Annotated in this window: 17 protein-coding genes; 14 read left to right on the plus strand and 3 right to left on the minus strand. The window is 65.4% G+C overall.

What is annotated here, in order from left to right; all coding sequences use genetic code 11:
- Positions 1 to 14 precede the first annotated feature (14 nt).
- From A5777_RS07865 to A5777_RS07895, 7 genes are all read left to right on the plus strand, one after another.
- Positions 15 to 716, plus strand: a complete 702-nt coding sequence (locus A5777_RS07865; protein ID WP_005204991.1) for a ribonuclease HII — start codon at positions 15 to 17, stop codon at positions 714 to 716.
- Positions 713 to 1,024, plus strand: coding sequence for a DUF2469 domain-containing protein (locus A5777_RS07870; RefSeq protein ID WP_005176689.1), 312 nt, complete (start codon positions 713 to 715; stop codon positions 1,022 to 1,024). The genes A5777_RS07865 and A5777_RS07870 overlap by 4 nt, the downstream gene beginning before the upstream one ends.
- 101 nt (positions 1,025 to 1,125) lie before the next feature.
- On the plus strand, positions 1,126 to 1,539 hold the full coding sequence (locus tag A5777_RS07875) for a YraN family protein (RefSeq protein ID WP_082933584.1): 414 nt from the start codon (positions 1,126 to 1,128) through the stop codon (positions 1,537 to 1,539).
- 9 nt (positions 1,540 to 1,548) lie between these two features.
- Positions 1,549 to 3,060 carry a YifB family Mg chelatase-like AAA ATPase gene (locus A5777_RS07880; protein ID WP_005204987.1) on the plus strand — a complete coding sequence of 504 codons (1,512 nt, stop codon included), beginning with the start codon at positions 1,549 to 1,551 and terminating at the stop codon, positions 3,058 to 3,060.
- A complete protein-coding gene (gene dprA, locus A5777_RS07885; RefSeq protein WP_064862220.1) occupies positions 3,057 to 4,205 on the plus strand; it encodes a DNA-processing protein DprA in 1,149 nt (382 codons plus the stop codon). Before A5777_RS07880 ends, dprA begins: the two co-directional genes overlap by 4 nt.
- A 47-nt stretch (positions 4,206 to 4,252) precedes the next feature.
- Positions 4,253 to 5,116, plus strand: coding sequence for a siderophore-interacting protein (locus tag A5777_RS07890; protein WP_005204984.1), 864 nt, complete (start codon positions 4,253 to 4,255; stop codon positions 5,114 to 5,116).
- 215 nt (positions 5,117 to 5,331) lie between these two features.
- Positions 5,332 to 6,279, plus strand: a complete 948-nt coding sequence (locus tag A5777_RS07895) for a tyrosine recombinase XerC (protein ID WP_064862221.1) — start codon at positions 5,332 to 5,334, stop codon at positions 6,277 to 6,279.
- Between the two features lie 30 nt (positions 6,280 to 6,309).
- Here A5777_RS07895 and A5777_RS07900 read toward each other — a convergent pair whose 3' ends face one another.
- Positions 6,310 to 6,906 carry a M23 family metallopeptidase gene (locus A5777_RS07900; protein ID WP_156529314.1) on the minus strand — a complete coding sequence of 199 codons (597 nt, stop codon included), beginning with the start codon at positions 6,904 to 6,906 and terminating at the stop codon, positions 6,310 to 6,312.
- Positions 6,907 to 7,210: 304 nt separating this feature from the next.
- Between A5777_RS07900 and rpsB the strand changes: the two genes are divergently transcribed.
- Together rpsB and tsf are read left to right on the plus strand one after the other, a co-directional pair.
- Positions 7,211 to 8,047, plus strand: coding sequence for a 30S ribosomal protein S2 (gene rpsB / locus A5777_RS07905; RefSeq protein WP_005204976.1), 837 nt, complete (start codon positions 7,211 to 7,213; stop codon positions 8,045 to 8,047).
- Between the two features lie 98 nt (positions 8,048 to 8,145).
- Positions 8,146 to 8,970 (plus strand): translation elongation factor Ts, encoded by an 825-nt coding sequence (tsf, locus tag A5777_RS07910; RefSeq protein WP_064862222.1) that lies wholly within the window; start codon positions 8,146 to 8,148, stop codon positions 8,968 to 8,970.
- Between the two features lie 137 nt (positions 8,971 to 9,107).
- Here the strand turns inward: tsf and A5777_RS07915 are convergent, their stop codons facing one another.
- Complete coding sequence (locus A5777_RS07915; protein ID WP_005204973.1) at positions 9,108 to 10,814, minus strand: DHA2 family efflux MFS transporter permease subunit; 1,707 nt, start codon at positions 10,812 to 10,814, stop codon at positions 9,108 to 9,110.
- 14 nt (positions 10,815 to 10,828) lie between these two features.
- Positions 10,829 to 12,250: a condensation domain-containing protein gene (locus A5777_RS07920; protein WP_064862223.1), complete on the minus strand. Its 1,422-nt coding sequence runs from the start codon at positions 12,248 to 12,250 to the stop codon at positions 10,829 to 10,831.
- Positions 12,251 to 12,720: 470 nt separating this feature from the next.
- On the opposite strand from A5777_RS07920, the gene A5777_RS07925 reads away from it, so the two are divergent.
- The 5 genes from A5777_RS07925 to A5777_RS07945 all read left to right on the plus strand — a co-directional run.
- On the plus strand, positions 12,721 to 13,779 hold the full coding sequence (locus A5777_RS07925) for an alpha/beta hydrolase (RefSeq protein ID WP_231894983.1): 1,059 nt from the start codon (positions 12,721 to 12,723) through the stop codon (positions 13,777 to 13,779).
- Positions 13,776 to 14,777 carry a glucosyl-3-phosphoglycerate synthase gene (locus A5777_RS07930; RefSeq protein ID WP_082933585.1) on the plus strand — a complete coding sequence of 334 codons (1,002 nt, stop codon included), beginning with the start codon at positions 13,776 to 13,778 and terminating at the stop codon, positions 14,775 to 14,777. The genes A5777_RS07925 and A5777_RS07930 overlap by 4 nt, the downstream gene beginning before the upstream one ends.
- A gap of 160 nt (positions 14,778 to 14,937) precedes the next feature.
- Entirely contained in the window at positions 14,938 to 15,678 is a 741-nt protein-coding gene (gene pyrH / locus A5777_RS07935; RefSeq protein ID WP_005204968.1) for a UMP kinase, read from the plus strand.
- Between the two features lie 78 nt (positions 15,679 to 15,756).
- Positions 15,757 to 16,314, plus strand: a complete 558-nt coding sequence (gene frr / locus A5777_RS07940; protein WP_005204967.1) for a ribosome recycling factor — start codon at positions 15,757 to 15,759, stop codon at positions 16,312 to 16,314.
- Positions 16,315 to 16,334: 20 nt separating this feature from the next.
- The coding region (locus tag A5777_RS07945) for a phosphatidate cytidylyltransferase (RefSeq protein WP_064862230.1) at positions 16,335 to 17,120 on the plus strand (786 nt) is incomplete at its 3' end.

A 17,120-nucleotide genomic window follows, 5' to 3' on the forward strand; every position in this document is an offset into this window, starting at 1 on the left:
GCAGTCGCAGCGTCGTGGGTTCGTGGCCGCCGAGGTCACCTGTTCGGCGGGCCGCGGGGTTGCGCACTTTCGAGTTCGCGCTGCACCGCGGTGGTCTGGGTCCGGTCGCAGGCGTCGACGAAGCAGGTCGGGGTGCGTGCGCAGGCCCACTGGTGGTCGCCGCATGCGTGCTCAAGCCGACTCAGCTGACGTCGCTGGCTGATCTCGACGATTCCAAACGCCTCTCCGAGGCCACGCGCGAAACCCTCTATCGTGCTGTCACGCGGTATGCCGCGAGCTGGTCGGTTGTCGTCATCGACGCCGACGAGATCGACCGGATCGGTATCCACGTCGCCAATATCGAGGGTATGCGTCGAGCGGTGGCACAACTCGACGTGACACCGGGATACGTCCTCTCCGACGGATTCGCGGTTCCGGGCCTGACCGCGCCGTCGCTCCCGGTGATCGGCGGCGACGGCGCGGCGGCATGCATCGCTGCCGCCAGCATCCTCGCGAAGGTCACACGCGACCGGATCATGGTCGCGATGGACGACGAGGTTCCCGGCTACGACTTCGCGATCCACAAGGGCTACAGCACCGCGCATCACATGGCCTGCCTCGACGCGCATGGCCCCTCCCACCAGCACCGGATGTCGTATCGCAACGTCGCGGCCCGACGTCGCCGACCCCGACCAGACCTCCCGCCAGAACCCGATCGCGATAGGCTTGCACGATGAGCGCTGAGGATCTCGAGAAGTACGAAACCGAGATGGAGTTGTCCCTGTATCGGGAGTACAAGGACATCGTCGGCCAGTTCACCTACGTGGTGGAGACCGAGCGGCGCTTCTACCTTGCCAATGCCGTGGAGATGGTCCCGCGCAATACCGATGGCGAGGTGTACTTCGAGCTCCGCATGAGCGACGCCTGGGTCTGGGACATGTACCGTCCTGCTCGATTCGTCAAGCAGGTGCGGGTGATCACGTTCAAGGACGTCAACATCGAGGAACTCGAGAAGCCCGAGCTGCGGCTGCCAGACGAGCCGTGAGGGTCATGACCGTCTGTCCACAGGTGGCGGTCGCTCCACAACCTAGGCACTGATCCCGGTTCTCTCGCTGTCTCGTCGTCGTCGTCGGCCACTGTTGTGGCATGAGAAGCGAGTCGTCGGAGCGGCGTCCGGATCGGCGGGCCTTCATCGGGCAGCTGGGTGAAGATCTGGCAGCCAGATATGTCATCGATCTGGGTTGGTCTGTCCTGGAACGGAATTGGCGTTGTCGGTATGGCGAGATCGATCTGATCGCCAACGACAACGTCGACTTTGACCCGACGCTGGTCGTCGTCGAGGTCAAGACGAGGGCCAGTCGGGTGTTCGGCGATCCCGCGCAGGCGGTGACCGCCGACAAGTTGTCGCGCCTGCGCCGATTGACACGGATCTGGCTCACCGAGCAGGAGATGTACTGGCCGACCATCCGATTCGACGTGATCTCGGTACAACTCGATTCACACTATCCCGATCGCACAGAGTTCGCTGCGTTGCGCCACCACAGTGGCGTATTCGAGTAGGGACGTGCGATGTCGTTGGGGCGTTGTCATTCGGTTGGTCTGAACGCTTTTGAGGCAGGCGTGATCGAGGTGCAGGCATCTCTGAGTCAGGGGTTGCCGGGCTTTTCGTTGTCGGGCAACGTCGATTCGTCGTTGCGAGAGGCGCGCGACCGGGTGCGGGCCGCCATCTCGAATTCGGGGGTCAAGTTCCCCGAGAAGAAGGTGACGGTCAACCTGGCGCCCGCGGAGATGCCCAAGAGCGGGTCGGGACACGATCTGGCCCTTGCAGTTTCGATACTTGCCGCGACGGACGCTGTTCCCACGTCGAGGTTGGGCGGGACGATCTTCCTGGGCGAGCTGGCGCTCGACGGACGTCTCCGTCCGGTGCGCGGCGTGCTTCCGGCGGTGATCGAGGCGCGCAACGCGGGTTTCGCTCGTGCAGTCGTGCCGATCGAGTCGGTTGGTGAGGCGACCCTCGTGCGCGATATCGAGGTCGGCGGCGCGCATTCGCTGTCTGAGGTGGCCTCGTGGCTGCGCGGCGAGTGCGTGCTGGACACGGTGTGTGAGATCAAGGCGCTCCCCGCGGATCCGATCGCCGACATGGCCGATGTGATCGGTCAGAGCGAGGCGCGCCACGTACTTGAAATCGCCGCTGCCGGTGCACATCACGTCATGATGACCGGCCCACCGGGTATCGGGAAGACGATGCTGGCCCGCCGACTTCCGGGCATTCTCCCGCCCCTCGAGGAGGAGGAATCACTGGAGGTCACCGCGCTTCACTCGATCGCGGGACGGTTGCGTCCGGGCCAGCCGCTGATCACGTCGCCACCGTTTGTGGCCCCACACCACAGCACCTCGACCACAGCCCTGGTCGGTGGCGGTACCGGCATCGCGCGGCCCGGAGCGGTATCGCTGGCACATCGAGGAATTCTCTTCCTCGATGAGTGTGCCGAGATGGGGCCCAAAGTGCTTGACTCCCTGCGACAACCACTCGAAGAGGGGGAGGTGCGGATCAGTCGTCGCGACGGGGTTGCCACCTATCCGGCGCGCTTCCAGCTGCTTCTCGCCGCGAATCCGTGTGCCTGTGCCCCGGTGCACGACGTCGACTGTGTCTGCAGCGCGGTCGTGCGGCGGCGCTATCTGGGCAAGCTGTCCGGACCGCTGATGGACCGTGTCGATCTGCGGGTGCAGATGGAGCCGCCGGGAAACGCCGCGCTGATGATGGCAGCGGAGGAGTCGAGCGCCGACATCCGGGCAAGGGTGACCGCCGCTCGTTCCGCGGCAATAGAACGATGGCGTGAACACGGCTGGCGAACCAACTCCGAAGTGCCCGGTTCGGCACTGCGACAACAGTTTCGGCTGTCACCCAAGGCCCTTCGGCCCGTCGACGTCTGTGTTCGGGAGGGGCGCGTGACAACGCGGGGCGTCGATCGGGCTTTGCGGGTCGCGTGGACTTTGGCCGACTTGCGCGGTGGCGACGTACCGACCGAAACCGATGTGGCGCAAGCACTTCTGTACCGAGACCGAGGGGGATTTCGATGACCGTGTACGCCGACACCCACCACAACGATGAGCTGCTGCGTGCGTGGGCCTATCTGAGTGCTGTGGCCGAACCTCCGTGTTCTTCCATCCGACATCTCGTCGACGACATCGGAGCAGAGGCCGCGGCCGACGCCATTCGTCGTCGACGGGTACCGAGCGGTCACGAGGCGGTTCTGGGTCCGACAAGCGCTCGAGCCGAGAGTTGCACTCCCGCCGAGGATCTCGACACCGCGCACGCGGTTGATGCTCGCTTGATCACGTCCGACGACTCCGAATGGCCCGCCTGGTCGTTGCTTCCGTTGACGCGACTCGAGCCGAATGTGCACGGCGACGAACCCATCGCACTCTGGGTGCGCGGCCCAGCGCGCCTCGACGACGTCGCGGCCGCTTCGATTGCGCTCGTCGGATCGCGAGCGGCGTCGTCGTACGGCGAGCACGTCACCGGGAAGCTCTCCAGCGAGCTGTGTGCGCAGGGGTGGGCTGTTGTCTCGGGTGGTGCCTATGGCGTCGACGGCGCCGCGCATCGTGCCGCGCTCGCATCGGCAGGCATCACCGTGGCGGTCCTTGCCTGCGGGATCGACCGTGACTATCCGGCGGGACATGCCCGGCTGCTTGCCGAGATCGCGGGCAGTGGAGCCGTGGTGACCGAGTACGCGCCGGGCACCACGGCCGCACGGCACCGGTTCCTCACGAGAAATCGGTTGGTCGCGGCGCTGTCGTCGGCAACGGTTGTCGTCGAGGCGGGTAAGAGATCGGGCGCCGCGAACACGGCGGCATGGGCACGCACGATCGACCGCCCGGTCGGCGCCGTTCCGGGACCGGTCACCTCGGCGACGTCAGTGGGCTGCCATCGCCTGATCGCCGATGGGCTCGGCGTGCTCGTGACCGACGCGGCGTCGGTCATCACACTGGCGGTACCCGACGGAGGCGGCGACCCCGGACGCGGTCGCGACAGGCCCACCGACACGCTGACCGACGACGAAAAGCGGGTCCACGACGCGATTCCCGGTCAGGGGAGTGCAACGATCACCGAGATCTCGTTCGCCGCGGGCCTCGACGTCGGTATCGTTCGTGCTGCGCTCGCGGGACTGGAGATTGCAGGTCTGATCGCCGGCGACGGTGCGGGATGGAGACTCGCGATTTAGGTAACCCTAATTCGAGTGGCGTAAGCTGGAACGCATTAGGAGGTTTCATGGCAAAGCGCGTGAATTCGATGACGGTGCTCCGGCGAGAGCAGATCACACCCCACATGGTGAGGCTCTATCTGGGTGGTGACGGCTTCGGCGATTTCGCCGTGGCACTACCGCCACGGGACGAGCGCGACACCGACATGTACGTGAAGTTGATCTTCATGCCCGACGGTGTCGACTTCCCGGACGACTTCGACCCGAGGGCGTCGCGGTCGCTACCGCCGGAACAGCAGCCCGTGTTGCGCACGTACACCATTCGCACTGTCGACGAGGACGCGCGCGAGATCGCAATCGACTTCGTGGTGCACGGCGACGAGGGCATCGCCGGTCCCTGGGCCGCGACGGTTGCTCCCGGTTCCACCGTGCACTTCCTCGGTCCGGGTAGTGGCTACCGCCCCGACAACGACGCCGCATGGCACCTGCTGGCCGCGGACGAAGCAGGCCTTCCCGCGCTGGCCGCGGCCGTCGAGTCGTTGCCCGAGGGTGCGATCGCGAAAGCGTTCATCGAGGTCGCAGGCCCCGACGATGAGGTTCCGCTCGACGTACCGTCCGGCGTGCAGATCACCTGGGTCCATCGCGGCGGTCCTGCGGGCGAGGTGTCCGACGACCGCGCGGGCGACAACGCCCCGCTGATCGCGGCGGTGCGCGAGACCGACTGGCTCGACGGCGAACCGCACGTCTTCATCCACGGCGAGGCGCAGGCCGTCATGCACAACCTGCGCGGCTATGTGCGCAAGGAGCGTGGCGTGAGCGCAGCGAGGGCGTCGATTTCCGGCTACTGGCGACGGGGCCGTACGGAAGAGGGTTTCCGGCAGTGGAAGTCCGATCTGCGTGCCGAGGAGGAGGGCGCGGGCGTCAACGGTTGAAGAGCGACGGCCGGTCGGGTGGCCGGACGGCTGTCCCGCCTGCGCGGCAGCCGTTGACGCAGGGGTCAGAGCCCCGAACGTCAAGGCGAGGATCTGACCCGGTAACGATCAGACCTCGTGACGATCCGCCCCCGTGACCATCTGACCCAATGACGATCTGACAACGACGCGCGTGTGCGGTTGCGTACACGCGCGTCGTTCGTTGTCATCGATCGATGACCATGTCCGTGCTCGACGACTTCGCCGACCATCTGCGACACGAGCGCGGCCGCAGTGAGCACACCATCCGTGCATACCTGTCGGATGTGCGAGGCCTGATCGCGTTCGCGGGCGCCAGGGGAGTCCCTGTCGGCGACATCGATCTGGCATTACTGAGGTCCTGGCTGGCCGAACACACTCGACGCGGCGCGGCCCGAACCACCGTCGCGCGTCAGGTGTCGTCGGCAAAGACGTTCTGCGCCTGGGCCTCCAGAGAACAGATACTCGGCGACGATCCGTCGACCCGACTGCAGGCACCCAAAGCACATCGCACACTGCCACCGATCCTCGCGCCCGACGAGGCGGCCGCCGCGATTGCCGCTGCGGGGCAGCAGAGCCCCGCAGCGGAGACCGATGCCGACGGAGGCGAAGAAGCCGTGTCGCTTCGCGAGAGCGACGAGCCCCTTGCGCTGCGAGACATCGCGATTCTGGAGTTGTTGTACGCCACGGGGATTCGCGTCGGCGAGTTGTGCGGGCTGAACATTGCGGACATCGATGGCCACCGCCGGGTGGTGCGCGTGATCGGGAAGGGCAACAAAGAGCGCACGGTGCCCTACGGGGCGCCCGCGGCGAAAGCCGTGGCCCGCTGGCTAAGCGACGGACGACCGTCGTTGGTGGGTCCACGATCAGGAGAAGCGCTGTTGCTCGGTGCGCGCGGCGGACGCCTCGATCAGCGCATAGCTCGCAGCGTCGTGCACCGGGCCGTCGAGGCCGCGGGCGGGCCGTCGATGGGGCCCCACGGTCTCCGACATTCCGCCGCGACCCACCTCCTCGAGGGCGGGGCCGATCTCCGTGTGGTGCAGGAACTCCTCGGCCACGCGTCGTTGGCGACGACGCAGCTCTACACGCACGTCAGCGTCGAACGTCTGCGTGCGGCCCACCGTCAGGCGCATCCGCGGGCGTGATCCGGGAGAATCCCGAAAAGCCTTGGCGCGTCAGCCGTCAAGCGGTTTGAGGCGCACCCGTACCGCTCCGAGTAGTCCGAGCGGGTCGACGTAGTCGGCGCTGCGCCCCGCGCCGCGTCGTGCGCCCCAATGCACGCAGGCGGTCGTCGGACATCCGGGGTGTCCGCCAAGCGCTGTCCCAATGGATGCCCCGCGACTCACACGATCTCCGCGCCGAACCGTGGGGCGGACCGGCTCATAGGTGGTGATCAGGCCGTCGGCATGCTGGATCGACACCGTCGACTTGCCGCCGACCTCGCCCGCGAACCGGACCACCCCGTCGCCTGCCGCGAGAACCGGCGTGCCCTCGACGACGGCGAGGTCGACGCCACGGTGGCCCGCGTGCCACCGCTGATCCGGCTCGTCGAATCCGGTGACCACCGTCGGCTTGGGAGCGAGCGGCGCGGTGTAGGTGGGCGGACGGGCGGCGGCAAGCGATGGAACGCCCAGCAGAAGTGCGCTGGTCAGGGCGATGTCGGTGAGGACGACGAGCAGTCGTCGAACAATCGGGAGGCGCCCGGTTGGGTCGTCGGAGTGTGAGTTGGTCGGCTCGTCGTCGGTGGTCGTGTCGACTCTGTGGGTGTCCATGCCGACTCTGACGCGCGCGCGACGCGGAAAGCTCCCTTGCCGCGAAAGAATTCTTCAAAGGTGGGCCGTGCAGGAGGCGTTTTGGGTTCTGAACTGCGGCGGCGTAAGCTGATGGGGCATCTCATCCGCGGATGAGGTGACTTCGCGCGCCCGCATCAGGCAATGCACCACGGCGACCACGGTCGCGTGTGAGAGCCGACAAACTCGCGCGGGCGGTCCCGGACACCCGGGTCCGCGCGACGCAGGCGCCAGGATCGCCATCACCCGATGGCGATATCAACTGCACACAAAGGATAGAAGACTCATGGCTGTCGTAACCATGAAGCAGCTGCTCGACAGCGGCGCACACTTCGGGCATCAGACCCGCCGTTGGAACCCGAAGATGAAGCGATTCATCTTCACCGACCGCAACGGCATCTACATCATCGATCTACAGCAGACGCTGACCTACATCGACAAGGCCTACGAGTTCGTGAAGGAGACCGTCGCCCACGGCGGCACCATCCTGTTCGTCGGCACCAAGAAGCAGGCTCAGGAGTCGATCGCCGCTGAGGCCACCCGCGTCGGCATGCCCTACGTGAACCAGCGCTGGCTCGGCGGCATGCTCACCAACTTCCAGACCGTCCACAAGCGTCTGCAGCGTCTCAAGGAACTCGAGACCATGGAGCAGACCGGCGGTTTCGAGGGTCGCACCAAGAAAGAAATCCTGATGCTGACCCGCGAGAAGAACAAGCTCGAGCGGACACTCGGCGGTATCCGGGATATGGCCAAGGTGCCTTCTGCCATTTGGGTGGTGGACACCAACAAGGAGCACATTGCTGTCGGTGAGGCACGCAAGCTCAACATCCCGGTCATCGCGATCCTCGACACCAACTGCGATCCCGACCTCGTCGACTACCCGATCCCGGGTAACGACGACGCGATCCGCAGTGCTGCACTGCTCACCCGCGTCGTGGCTTCGGCCGTCGCCGAGGGTGTTCAGGCTCGCGCAGGCCAGGCATCCTCGGACGCCAAGCCCGACGCCGCCGCAGGCGAGCCGCTCGCCGAGTGGGAGCAGGAACTGCTGACCCAGGCTGCCGCACCGGCAGCAGAGGTTGCTGCCGAGGCTCCCGCCGCAACGGAGCCGCCCGCTACCGCCTGACGCGCGTAGCCGATAGCCACCGGCGGGTGCTCGCAGGATCCCTCCGGATTCTGCGAGCACCCGCACCGTTTAACCCACTTGAAGGAGGCTCGCCAACGATGGCGAACTACACCGCAGCCGATGTGAAGCGTCTCCGTGAGCTCACCGGTTCAGGCATGTTGGACTGCAAGAAGGCCCTCGAGAACAACGACGGCGACTTCGACAAGGCTGTCGAGGAGCTCCGTATCAAGGGTGCCAAGGACGTGGGCAAGCGCGCAGAGCGCTCCACCGCCGAAGGCCTCGTCGCCGCCAAGGGTGGCGCGATGATCGAGCTCAACTCCGAGACAGACTTCGTCGCGAAGAACGCCGAGTTCCAGGCGCTCGCCGACCAGGTTCTCGATTCCGCTCTGGTCGCAAAGACCAGCGACATCGAGGAGCTCAAGGCAGCCAAGCTCGGTGACGGCACCGTCGCCGATGCCGTGCATGCGCTCTCGGCCAAGATCGGCGAGAAGCTCGAACTGCGTCGTGTCGTCTACTACGACGGACCCGTCGCCGTGTACCTGCACAAGCGTGCATCCGACCTGCCTCCCGCCGTCGGCGTTCTCGTGTCCTACGACGGCGACGGCGATGCCGCTGCCGAGGCCGCGCGCAATGCCGCACAGCAGGTTGCCGCTCTCAAGGCGCGTTACGCCACTCGCGACGAGGTCCCCGCTGACGTCGTCGAGAACGAGCGTCGTATCGCCGAGGAGACCGCCAAGGCAGAAGGCAAGCCGGAGAAGGCTCTGCCGAAGATCGTCGAAGGCCGTCTGACCGGATTCTTCAAGGATTCGGTCCTCATCGACCAGCCGTTCGTGAAGGACTCCAAGCAGACCGTCAAGAACGTTCTCGACGAGGCGGGCGCCACCGTCAAGGCGTTCACCCGCTTCGAGGTCGGCCAGTCCTAAAGCACTGGCGCCAACTGAAGGCGTAAGGCACGACCACCACCGCCCGCATCCGAAATCGGATGCGGGCGTTGGTATTTCGTGAGCCGTCCTGCTTGTTGGTTGCGGCAGTCTTTTGGTTGCTACCCGACTGCTGGGCGCTACTGCGGCTGTTGGTCGCCACTGCGACGCCCGAGCGCGAGCGACAGCACAGCGATCACACAGCCGAGGATCGCGAGCACCCAGAGGGTCGCGCGGAATGCGCCCATGAAACTCTGTGCCGCGACGTGCCGGCCCGCTGTCTTGAGTTCCGGCGCCGCCTGCCTTGCGACAGTGGCGGCCACGCCCTGCTGGGCAGACCCCGACGTCGAGCAACCCGGTGCGGGAGTTTCGGGATGCGCCGAGCTCAGTTGAGCCGACGCGCAGTCGGCGAAACGGTCGGCCACCGCACCGCGGAACATCGGGTCGACGTCGGTGTTCTCGAGCGCTGCAGACAATCCGGCGCGCGCGGCGGGAACCGCCTCGACCGACTGGGCCGAGACCTGACCGAAGAAGAAGATCGTGACCACGGCCAGTCCGATCGAGGCGCCGATCTGCTGCACCGTCGGTACACAGCCCGACGCGGAGCCGATGTTCTGGTCGTTCGTGTCGGAGAGGATCGCCGTCTGCAGTGGAGCGATGAAGAATCCCGTGCCGATACCGCCGACGACGAGCGGCGCGATGACGGCCGCCACCGACAAGGACGCGGTCTGTGGCTCCAATTCTGCTGCGAGCCAGGCGAGTCCCGCCGACAAGATCAGGACACCGAGGCACAGTGTGCGTGCCGGCCCGAGCCGACGAACCACAAGCGGCGAACCGACGGAACCCGCGGCCGCCCCGATCGCGAATGGAAGTGCGAGCAGCCCGGTGCGCAACGCCGAATAGCCGAGGCCGAACTGGGTCGCGACCGACACCGTGAAAAAGAATCCCGCGAAGACGCTGAAGAACAGCAGCGAGAGAAGCAGCCCCACGGAGAATCGTCGAGACGCGAAGAGATCGAGTCGGAGCAGTGGAGCGCCTCCGCTGCGGAGCAGACGACGTTCGACGACGACGAACAGGCCCAACAGGACCACTGCCGCACCCATCATGGCCCACAGACGCGGTGGCCAGTTCTGCTCGCGGCCCACCGCCAGCGGGTAGAGCAGCAGGAACAGGCCGGCGGTCGACAGCGCCACACCGACCAGATCGAGCCGCGGCGGGTCGGCGTCGCGCATCTGCGGAAGTCGACGGCCCGCGAGCACGCATGCCACGATGCCGATCGGAACATTGACGAAGAAGATCGCGCGCCATCCCCAACCGAACAGATCCCCGGTCACCAGGAGTCCGCCGAGGACCGGTCCCAACATGGCCGCCAGTCCCGCGACCGCGCCGTAGATGCCGAAGACCGCGCCGTGGCGCGACTTGGGGAACAACGCAGCGATCAGCGCCAACGTCTGTGCCGACATCAGCGCTGCGCTCATGCCCTGGGCGCCGCGGCAGATGATCAGCTCGAGCGGGCTGCGGGCCAGGCCGCACAGCACGGACGTGACCGTGAACGCGACCATCGCGAAGATGAACATGCGACGTCGACCGAGGCGACCACCCAGCGTCGCAGCAGTCAGGAGCGTGCATGCGAAGGCCAGCGTGTACACGCTCAGGACGAACAACTGCTCCGACGTCGACGCGCCGAGGTCGACGGTGAGGTCGGGGAGCGCGATGTTGACGATCGTCGTGTCCAGCATCTGCATGAACACACCAAGGAGGCACCCTGCCAGCGCGAGCCACGCGGCCCGCGTCGGTGTGTCGGGTGCCGCATTCGACGACACCACAGGGGTGGTGTTGGCAGCCACGCGGCTACGACCGATCAGTTCGCGGCGGCTGGTTCGGGCCGGTAATCGCCCTGGTCGGCCACTGCTCGCATGATCTTCTTGACCTTCTCGGTGTAGAGCGCGAGCGAGTCGCGGCCCTCGTCGGTGTCGGGGAACAGGAAGGTCATCGACGTCTGATCGTTGAACCTGTTGACCCACATGAAGACCTCTTCGCTACTGCCGCGATTGCCGTAGAGACAGCCGTTGATGGCATCGAAGAGGTCGACTCCGGGAAGCTTGCGGACGTCGATGTAGGAGAACATCGGCACCGTCCACCCCACGGGGATGTCGACGGCGTCGTCGTCGGAGACCAACTGCGCCACCCGGTGCAGCGACACGTCGGTCAGATCCTTGCCTGCCTTGTAGCTCTGTCCTGCCAGGGCTGCGACATCGGTGAAGTTGGCACCGGGCGCGACCGCGATCGGCACGGGAATGAGGCTGGTGAACCATCCGACGGAGTTCAGCTCGGGACCGACGGCACGGGTGCTCTTCGGTGTCATCGCGAGATACTCTGCGGCACCGGTGAACTCGCAGTACGCAATGGCGGCCACCGCGAGGAGCCCCGCGGTCATGTTGGCGCCGTTCTCCTTGCAGATCTTCTCGAATCGTTGAGCGGCCGACTCGTCGAAGACGCTCTCCGTCAGATGCCCACTGCGTGTATAGCCCTCGGATTCCGTGCCCAGCGGCAGTGGGAAGTGTGGTAGTTCGCCATCATTGTTCCGGATCAATTCGATCCACCGGCGCACCTCGGGTGACTGCGCGGTCAGGTCGCGAGAGACGCTGCGCTCATGCTCGCAGTAACGGAGATAGCTACCTATCTCGGGAACCGGGTTCTTGAGTCCGAATGCTTCATTGGAATACAGGGTGATCAGTTCGACGCATGTCAGCGCCTGCGAAATACCGTCGGTATTGAGATGGTCGACGGCTGCGTAGAGGGTAAAGCCGCCATCCCATTCGATTGTTCCGAATGTGAAACAGTTCCAGTGAAATGGACCCGGTGTGATGTCCGAAATGAGAGCCCGGATCTCTTCTGCCGTCCCGACGGTGCCGTGGTCGGTCGCCGACAGCTCGACGATCTGGGGATCGACGACGTGCCGGGCGATCGATCCGTCCTTCTCCGCCGAGAACCAGGAGAGGTAGGTGTCGTGTCTGCGCAGGAAAGTCGTGACCGCACGCTCGAGTGCGCCTCGATCAAGAGGCGTCTGGAAGTCGAAGGCTTCCAGACAAAGTCGCGAGAAACGGAATCCGGCGGACTCGTTGCGCAGTGCGGCTTTGAGGTATTCCTCTTGCTGATGTGACGCGGGTACCGGATGAACTGGTGCCTGTGCTCCTGCGGCGATTGCCTCGGGGGAGAGTGTCCAGCTCGTCACCGTTCCTACGCGGGGCTGCCACTCATCGATCAGGCCGAACTTGACCATCAGGTAATACCTCAATTCACTCTGGCGGTGGATGAGTGTGGACCCCGATTTCCCCTCACCTCACGACGGAAAATGACACGTCATGCAATATTGCAGCGACGGTACCGTAACAGGCTAATTGCCGCAATTGGCGGGGTGGCCTCGCGCGGGCAGTGAAAACCGTTGTCGGTCAAGTGAACTGAAGTGGGTCAAAAGACCAACACGTCCATTTTCGCGACCGTGGGTATTGGGTCAAAAGACCAACTTTCCGGTCTTTCTTCAATTGGTGGACAACCAGTTATCGCGTACGGCACACTGCCGCATCGGGGGTCCTTCGCCGGTTATTTCGTGATCACAGATGTTCCGACTGCGAAGCGGGTGTCACGCGCGGGGCGAGGTGAAAGTCGGGTCTCGATTCGAGTCGCGAGCGTGCGCATGGCCGGCGGCGATGGTCGCGGTACGTGCCAGATGGTGAATGTGGGGAGATTCGAGTGAAGTCAGCAAGGCTGAACGCCGACGTGGCGGCGTGTCGTGACAGGGCGCGCAGCAGACGCGCCCTGCGCACATGTGTCGTCGCGATCGCATCCGCGGCGTGTGCGCTCAGTGGCGCCGTTGTCGCGGGGCCGGAGGCGTCGGCCGAGCCGGGCGGAGCCCGCATCGTGTCGGAGAACGTCGTTGCTCCGACTGAGATCGACGTCGAGGTGGCTTCACCTGCGATGCGACGTTCGGTTCCGGTGAAAGTCATTCCCGCACGTAGCGGCGCGGCAGCTCCCACGCTCTACCTACTCAACGGTGCCGCGGGCGGCGAAGGTGGCAGCAGTTGGTTCGACCAGACCGATATCCGGACTTTCTTTGCGCACGAGGATGTGAACGTGGTCGTGCCGATGGGTGGTGCGGCGAGTTACTTCACCGATTGGCAGCGCACCGATCCCAAGCTGGGTGTGCAGAAATGGGCCACCTTCCTCACCGAGGAGCTTCCCTCGGTCGTCGACAAGCGGTTCAACGGCAACGGCCGCAATGCCATCGCCGGGATCTCCATGGCCGGTACATCGGTGTTCCAGCTGTCACTGCAGGCGCCGACGCTGTATCGCGCACTCGGGTCGTTCAGCGGTTGTGCCCAGACCAGCGATCCGGCAGGCCAGGCGGCGGTTCGGTTGGTCGTGGAAGGCCGCGGTGGCGGCAACACGGTGAACATGTGGGGTCCGCCGACGGCTCCGGCGTGGCGCGACAACGATCCCTACCTGCACGTCGAGCAGTTCCGGGGCAAGTCTGTCTACGTCTCCAACGGTTCGGGGATGCCCGGTCGCTACGACACGATCAACGGTCCCGGCATCGACGGCAACGGGCAGAAGCTCGCCGAGCAGGTCGCTGTCGGCGCGGTCATCGAGACGGCAACCGATCAGTGTTCGCGGAACCTGGAGCGGCGGATGCGCGAGTTGGGCGTACCCGCGACCTTCCACTTCTATGAGGGCGGTACCCACGCCTGGCCGTACTGGCAGGACGAGCTGCACCGGGCATGGCCGCAGTTCAAGGCGGCGCTGACGCGATGAGCGGGCAGCACTCGGTCAACGTGGCGTCGAATGCCGACGCTGCGTCGTCGATGACGATTTCGACGTCGGAGGGGTCGGCCACCTGGCTGGAGTCCAACACGTGGGAACTTCCTGACTTCTCGGTCGAGGAACTCGTCGAAGCGAAAGCGGGGCGGACGATCTCCGTCGTCCTGCCTGCCCTCAACGAAGAACGGACGGTCGGCAGCGTCGTCGAAGCCATCCTGCCGCTGGTCGGCACGTTGGTCGACGAACTCGTGGTGGTCGACTCCGGGTCCACCGATTCGACGATCGAGGTCGCGCGTGCGGCCGGAGCAAGGGTGGAGACGCGGGAGTCCGCACTCGAGGGCATCCCGGTTGCCGACGGGAAGGGTGAGGTGCTGTGGCGTTCGTTGGCTACGACGACCGGCGACCTCGTCGCGTTCGTCGACAGCGACCTCGTCGACCCGGATCCGACGTATGTGCCCAAGCTGGTCGGACCGCTCCTCACCACGCCCGACCTGCAGCTGGTGAAGGGCTACTACCGGCGTCCCCTCATGGGCGTCGACGGGGTCGATCCGTCGGGCGGGGGACGGGTCACCGAGCTCACCGTGCGGCCGCTGATAGCGGCATTGTGTCCGCAACTGTGCGGGTTGATACAGCCGCTCGCGGGTGAGTACGCCGCGACACGAGAACTGCTGACCTCCATCCCGTTCGCCCCCGGCTACGGCGTCGAGATCGGAATCGTGCTCGACACCCTTGCCCGCCACGGCATCGATGCCATCGGTCAGGTCAACCTCGGGCTGCGGATACATCGCAATCGTCCCCTTCACGAACTGGGGCCGATGTCCCGTCAGATCGTCGCAGCATTCCTGTCGCGAGTGGGTATCGCGGATTCCGGGAGCCCACTTGTCGCGTTCGTGATGGAGGGCGACGGTGTGCACAGTCCACGTCGGTCGTATCCGGTCCTCGACGACAGGCCTGCGTTGCGGAGCCTGTTCGCGGCCGCTCATCGGCGCTGAGCTGCTCGTTCACCTCCACGTCACTCTGCGTTGACCTGTCGTGCCCGCGTCGGCAGGGTCCGAGTCGCGCTCGACCGGAGTGCCGATCGGCGACCGCGATCACGAGGACCGCGACGTCCCCATAAGATGGACGAGGCGAACCGACGAGTTGAGGATGTTGATGAGCGAAACCCCCGAGTCCCAGGAATCCGCACGACCGGGCTACCACCGCGTACTGCTGAAGCTCGGCGGCGAGATGTTCGGGGGTGGTCAGGTCGGTCTCGATCCCGACGTGCTGAGCACCGTCGCAGATCAGATCGCCGAGGTGGTCACTTCGGGCGTCCAGGTCGCAGTCGTCATCGGCGGAGGCAACTTCTTCCGAGGTGCCGAACTCCAGCAACGCGGCCTCGACCGTGCCCGATCCGACTACATGGGCATGTTGGGTACGGTGATGAACTGCCTCGCGCTTCAGGACTTCCTGGAGAAGCGCGGGATCAGCACCCGCGTGCAGACGGCGATCACGATGGGCCAGGTCGCTGAGCCCTACCTCCCGCTGCGTGCCCAGCGCCACCTCGAAAAGGGTCGCGTCGTGATCTTCGGTGCCGGCATGGGTATGCCGTACTTCTCGACGGACACGACCGCTGCTCAGCGTGCGCTGGAGATCAAGGCAGAGGTCGTGCTCATGGCGAAGGCTGTCGACGGCGTGTACAGCGACGACCCGCGCACCAACCCCGACGCGACGCTGTATCGCGAGGTCACCCACCGCGAGGTACTCGACAAGGAGCTCAAGGTCGCCGACGCGACCGCGTTCAGTCTCTGTATGGACAACAAGATGCCGATGCTCGTGTTCAATCTCTTGGAGAAGGGAAACATCGCGCGTGCGGTGGCCGGCGAGCGTATTGGCACACTGGTCAGCACATAGGCCGACGGGGCCAACCCCCGACGCGGCGAGCGCGGTACGGACGAGAACCGGCAACAACGACGAGGACCAGGAACCGACATGATTGACGACGCATTGTTCGACGCCGAGGAGAAGATGGAGAAGGCTGTCGGCGTGGCGCGCGAGGACATGGGGTCCATTCGGACCGGTCGCGCGAATCCCTCGATGTTCAACAAGATCCACATCGAGTACTACGGCGCTTTGACCCCTGTCACCCAGGTCGCGTCGATCACGACTCCGGAAGCCCGATTGGTCGTCATCAAGCCGTACGAGCCGTCGAGTCTGCGTGACATCGAGACCGCGATCCGCAATTCCGACCTCGGCGTGAACCCGACCAACGACGGAAACCTGATCCGCGTCGCCATTCCGCAGCTGACCGAGGATCGCCGCAAGGAGCTCGTGAAGCAGGCGAAGGGCAAGGGCGAGGACGCCAAGGTCGCGATCCGCAACATCCGCCGCAAAACCGTCGACGAGCTCAAGCGCATCCAGAAGGACGGCGAGGCGGGCGAGGACGAGGTGTCGCGCGCCGAGAAGGAGCTCGACAAGACGACCGCAGGCTATGTGCACCAGGTTGACGAGCTGGTCAAGCACAAGGAATCCGAATTGCTCGAGGTGTGACCGAGGAGCCGACACATCCCATGTCCGACGATTCAGCGACGAATCACGACGACGACGGCAGTACAGCCGAGGCGGATAAGACGACCACCGAGGCGGAGCCGAAGAAGTCGCGCGCGGGGCGTGATCTCCCGGCAGCCCTCGGGGTCGGGTTCTCCCTGGGCATCGGGATCATTCTGATCCTGCTGTTCGCACCGAAACTCTGGTATGTCGTCGTCGCGGTGGCCTTCGCGATCGCGACGTGGGAGGTGGCCAAACGCCTGCGTGACGGCGGTTACGACGTTGCGTTGCCGCCGCTGCTCGTCGGCGGGCAGGCGATCATCTGGTCGAGCTGGCCGTGGGGGACGACCGGCGTCCTGGTGGCGTTCGTGGGCACGCTCCTGGTGCTGATGGTGTGGATGTTGTTGGCGCAGGGCATCAACCACGCGCCGGTGAACTATCTGAAGAACCTCTCGGTGAGCGTGCTGGTGCTCGCCTGGCTGCCTCTGCTGGCGTCGTTCGGCGCGATGATGGTCGTCCAGGACCACGGCGCCGCTCGCGTCGCCACCCTGATGGTTGTCGTGGTCTGCTCCGATGTCGGCGGTTACGCGGCCGGGGTGCTCTTCGGCAAGCATCCGATGGCACCGGCAATCAGTCCGAAGAAGTCGTGGGAGGGCCTCGGGGGTTCGCTGGTTGTCGGCACCGCGGGTGCGATCGGCTGTGTGGTGGGGCTGCTCGACAGCCAGTGGTGGATCGGACTGATCCTCGGGCCTGTTCTCGTGGTCTGCGCGACGCTCGGCGATCTGGTCGAGTCCCAGATCAAACGCGAC

Origin of the sequence: Gordonia sp. 852002-10350_SCH5691597 (assembly GCF_001665715.1) — a bacterium.
Classification (GTDB): domain Bacteria; phylum Actinomycetota; class Actinomycetes; order Mycobacteriales; family Mycobacteriaceae; genus Gordonia; species Gordonia sputi.